The 4,775-nt window shown below is 64.6% G+C and carries 4 protein-coding genes; 1 reads left to right on the top strand and 3 read right to left on the bottom strand.

Features of this window, described 5'->3' with window-relative positions; genetic code table 11:
- On the bottom strand, positions 1 to 728 hold a 728-nt coding region (pstS, locus tag AC1P6P_RS07515; RefSeq protein ID WP_481401815.1), incomplete at its 3' end, for a phosphate ABC transporter substrate-binding protein PstS.
- A gap of 22 nt (positions 729 to 750) precedes the next feature.
- Positions 751 to 2,358 (bottom strand): OprO/OprP family phosphate-selective porin, encoded by a 1,608-nt coding sequence (locus tag AC1P6P_RS07510; protein ID WP_481401814.1) that lies wholly within the window; start codon positions 2,356 to 2,358, stop codon positions 751 to 753.
- Between the two features lie 227 nt (positions 2,359 to 2,585).
- Between AC1P6P_RS07510 and AC1P6P_RS07505 the strand changes: the two genes are divergently transcribed.
- Entirely contained in the window at positions 2,586 to 4,205 is a 1,620-nt protein-coding gene (locus tag AC1P6P_RS07505; protein ID WP_481401813.1) for a hypothetical protein, read from the top strand.
- A 5-nt stretch (positions 4,206 to 4,210) separates the two neighbouring features.
- On the opposite strand, the gene AC1P6P_RS07500 is transcribed toward AC1P6P_RS07505, so the two are convergent.
- Positions 4,211 to 4,775 (bottom strand): hypothetical protein (locus AC1P6P_RS07500; RefSeq protein WP_481401812.1); only part of this gene is annotated, 565 nt, incomplete at its 5' end.

Genomic DNA, 4,775 nt, shown 5'->3' with positions numbered 1-4,775 from the left:
ACGGTCTTGCCGTCCTTGTTGATCATGCGGGTGTGCTTGAGGTGGTTCTGCTTGGCATAGGCGAACTCGACATACCCGATCGAGCCCGAAGTCTGCGCCACGTTGCCGGCAACGCCTTCGTTGCCCTTGGCGCCGACGCCGACCGGCCAGTCGACGGCGGTGTTGGCACCGACGCTGCCCGCCCATTCCTTCGACACGCGCGACAGGTAGGTCGTGAACACGAACGAGGTACCCGACGCATCGGCGCGGTGAACGACCGAGATCGCCTTGCCCGGCAGGTTGACGCCCGGGTTCAACGCCTTGATGCGGGCATCGTCCCAGCGGCTGATCTTGCCGAGGAAGATGTCGGCGAGGACTTCACCGTTGAGCACCAGCTGGCCAGGGTTGACGCCCGGCACGTTGATCACCGGCACGACGCCGCCGATCACGGTCGGGAACTGGGCGAGACCGACCCTGTCGAGCTCGGACTTCTTCAGCGGCGCATCGGTGGCGCCGAAGGTGACCGTGCGCGCCTTGATCTGCGCAATGCCACCACCCGAACCGATCGAGTTGTAGTTCAGGGAGACGCCGGCGACGCCCTGATACGCGCTCGCCCACTTGGCATAGATCGGAGCCGGGAAAGACGCACCCGCGCCGTTGATGGTGGCGGCCAAAGCGCCCGTCGTGATGACGGCCGCGGCGGCAACGCCGGCAATGGCCGTCAGGACGGACTTCAGAGAGACGTTCATGTGATTTCCTCTCGATGAACGATTAGTTGGAGAACTGGAGACGGATGCCGACGATGTTCAGGTCCTGACCGATTTGGGTCGTGCTGGCCAGCGCCGTCTTGTTCACATGCACGATCGAATCGTGGAACTGCAGCTTTACCTCGTTGTTAAGATACCAGTTCAGGCCGACATCGGCGATGCCTTCGCGGCCACCGGCGACACCTTCGCCGGCGAGACTGCGGTACCAGTCGAGGTTGGTGAAGCTGTAGCGAGCCACCAGTTCGAGAGCGCCCCACGACTCGCCGTCAAGCGAGAACGGGTTGGCGACCTTCGGGGCGCCGTAGCCGCCGATTTCGTTGTTGGTCGCGTTGACCGCGTAGCCCTTCGGCTCGCCGGTCAGCACCCACGAGGCTTCCGCCATCCAGCCCGAGAATTCGGGATGGTCGAGGACGTTGACGTGCGCGGAATTGTAATAATTGCGATCGTCGCGGAAGTAGGCGTATTCGCCGGCGAGATAGAAGTTCTCGTAGTTGCCGGCGACGTGGCCCGCGAACATCGTCGCGTGGCAGGAATAGGTGGAACCACCGGCCTTACAGCCCGCAGTCGGAGCCGTGCCGAACGAACCGGTCGAGATCAGACGGGTGCCGTCAACGCGGATTTCCGGACGATCCTGGAAGTTGATCGCGCCGCCGCTGTTGGTGTTGGCGCCCGCGTACAGGATGGTGCCGTAGTCGGCGCCGATCAGCGCGTTCGACGGGCCATCGCTCCAGAAGCGATACGACATGTGCGACAGGAGCTGGGTGCCTTCGTCGCCGCCGTTGCCGTGGCCGGCAGCGGTGCCGCCGGGAGCCGTGGTCTTCTGTCCGGTATAAGCCGCGGTCCAGATGAAGTTGTCGCCCGGAAGGAAGGCGTTCTCGTACTGGAACGCGACTTCAATGCCGCGACGCGCATCGGCGGCACCGAAGCTGTCGAGCGCGATGTTTTCGATTTCCGGACGCTCGAGGAACATCAACTGGCCCGACGAGGTCGTGCCTTCGAGCATGAACGCGGGCTCGATGATGCCGACGTTGATGCGGAAGTGATCGATGCCGGTATAGGCAACGCGGGCGATCGACATCGCCGGATCACCGGATTCGGCACCGCCGCCGCCGCCGGCGTTATAGCGGAACTCGTACCAGAAATCCTTGAAGGCCTTGCCTTCCACGCCGAAGAAGGCGCGACGGACGGCGGCGCCGTTCGACAGGTCCTTGTACTGCGCGTTCGGCTGCGAAGCCGGGCTGTCCTGGATGAACGAGCCGTAGTCCATTTGCGCGCGGACGCGGAACGCCATCGAGAAGCGGCCGTCACCCGAATTGATCACCGGGCGGCCGTTGTCGAAGGTCCAGGTCGCGTAGTTGAAATTCTGCTCCAGGGTCGACAGGCGGGTATGGTCGCTCTGTGACTTGGCTTCGTCGGCCTGCAGCGCATCTTCCAGCGCCTGGATGCGGGCCGCGAGTTCGCTCGTGCTCGGACCGGCCGGCACCACAGCCACCGGAGCGGCGGGCGGTGCGGACGTCGTGTCCGACGACTTCTTCGCTGCGTAACCGGCTTGCATGCTCGCCACCAGAGCAATTGCCGCCACGCCTGCCAATAAGGCTGACTTCCCCTTCATAGAAACCTCTCTTTATATCGTCCCAAGGACACGTACACGGCGTCGTCCCGTTCGGACTTCTGCCCGGGCGGAGCAATTACAGGGGGGCAAGACACCGGGGTGACGGTGACGTGAAGCTAATGTGACAGGCCATCGCGCGGCGGAACGCGTTGCTTCATCGCTACAGTCACTTCTAAGAAGCGCGCCAAGTCCTTGATCTGTGGTGCCCATGCGATAGCATTGCGGACATGTTGCAACTCACACGCACGGGGCAAGTGTGGGCGTTCGTCGCCGGTATGTTCTGTTTTACCGTTCTGTCACCGTCACTGGCGGCCGACAGCTCGTCAGAATCGACCTATGAGGTGCGCCACGATCGCTGGACCGAGGCCGACGAGCGCGACTATGGGACCTTCGTCGCGGCGATCGGCGAGAGCGATTGCGCCACTCTGAACGAGTGCCTGCATTCAAGCGCCAACCCATTCGCCGCCACCGACCCGCCGACGCGGAAATTCGACTCCGACTGCGCCGACCTGCCCTATGTGCTGCGGTTCTACTTTGCCTGGAAACGGGGCCTGCCCTTCTCCTATGCGAGCGCGGTGACGCCGCGGGACGGCTCGGGCGACGACATCCGCTATTCGCGCAGCGGCAACCGTGTTGCGGGCCGCACCGACGTGCGCAGCGGCCAGAACGCGCTCGAGGTCATCGCCCGCATCCGGGCCGACGTGTCGAGCGCCACCTATCGCATCCATCCCGATCTCGACGGCACCGATCTGTATTCCCCGGCAATCAAGCCGGGCTCGATCCGGCCCGGGACGGTGGTTTACGATCCGGCGGGCCACGTCGCCATCGTCTATCGCATCGACCCCGATGGCCGGATCTATTCCTTCGATGCCCATACCGATTTCACCCTCACCCAGATGACGTTCGACGTCCGCTTCGCGCGGATGCGGCCGAGCCAGGGCGCCGGGTTCAAGAACTGGCGGCCGATCCACCTGGTCGGCGCCTTGCAGGCCGACGACGGGACTTGGCGCGGCGGGCATGTGGACGTCGCGGCCAACAAGGACATCGCCGATTTCTCCACCGAGCAGTTTTACGGCACCGGCCCGCGCCCGTCCGATGCGGCATGGGCGAGTGGATTGTTCACGACCGGCGGCGAGCAGCTCGACTTCTATGATTTCGTGCGGGCGCGGCTGGGGGGCAAGCTGGTGTTCCACCCGGTGCGCGAAGTCGGCGAGATGACGGCGTCGCTGTGCAACGACCTGCAATACCGCGCCGCCGCGGTCGATCTCGGCCGCGAGATTGCGACGCGCCCACACCCCGCCCGCCTGCCCCGCAACATCTACGGCACCGAGGGCGATTGGGAGATGTTTTCCACCCCGTCGCGCGATGCCCGCCTGAAGACGGCGTTCAAATACCTGCGCGATACGGCGGAGCGCTTCGTGCAAATGGAGGCTGCCGGCGATCGCCGTCACATAAACTATAATGGCAACGACCTTTCCGTCGATCTGGCGACGGCTTACGCGCGCGCTGCCGCGGCCTGCACCATCACCTATCACCGCAGCGACGGCAGCGAGATGGCGCTGGCGTTCGAGGACGCGCGGCAGCGGCTGTTCGCGCTGTCGTTCGATCCCTATCACTGCCCGGAACGGCGCTGGGGCGCCAGCGATCCGCGCGAACTCGCCACCTGCCCCGACGGCGCCGACAAGCGCGCCTGGTACGAGGCCGAGCAGCCCCTACGCAACCAGATCGACCGCACCTATGATGCGCGGATGGATTTTTCCCTCGCCGAAATCAGCCGCATGACCGGCCCTCCGCCGCCGGACACCGACGTGCGCGGATTTCTGGAACGGCGTCAGGCGGGGAAGTGAATCTCTCAGAAATGCGCCTTTACCTCATGGAAGGCGCAGGAGAGTTCGAAGCCGCCGTCGGCGCGGGGGAGGATCAGGGCGGCGGCGGGTTCCACGTCCCAATTGGTCGGGGTCGCATAGAAAAAAAGCTGGCCATTGATTTTTTGCGGCGCGAAGTGGACGTAGCGCGGCGACACCTTGGGATAGAGCCGTTCACGCCCGCCGGCCCACAGCCGCCACTCTGCCGGCAGCTTGGTTTGCAGTTCGGTTTCGAGATCGACCTTGGCGAACCACGCCGACACGTCCTCGGCTTTCACATTCGCCGGCACCGCCACGACGATATCGCCGTCGAAATAATGGGTGCTGCTGCCATAGACGAAAACCTGCAGCCCGGCGAAATTGGCGAACGCGCCTGGCACGCGGCGCAATGGGCCATCGCCGCCGGCTCCGGCTTCGTCGGACATCGCGACCGCGTCGAGGTCGGCAAGGAGTTGCAGGCTTCCGGCTTTCACCAGACGCTGCCGGCACATTTCCAGGCGCAGCGATTTCGCGTTAACATAAGCGGTGCCGACCGCCCGCTGCGCCACCGGC

The organism is Rhizomicrobium sp. (assembly GCF_056722145.1).
The sequence above is the reverse complement of the archived record's forward strand: the minus strand, read 5'-3'. Positions and strand labels throughout refer to the sequence as shown.

Excerpts from the sequence above, each read along its gene's own strand:
- AC1P6P_RS07510 (WP_481401814.1), bottom strand. The coding sequence starts at position 2,358 with ATGAAGGGGAAGTCAGCCTTATTGGCAGGCGTGGCGGCAATTGCTCTG.
- AC1P6P_RS07505 (WP_481401813.1), top strand. The coding sequence starts at position 2,586 with ATGTTGCAACTCACACGCACGGGGCAAGTGTGGGCGTTCGTCGCCGGT.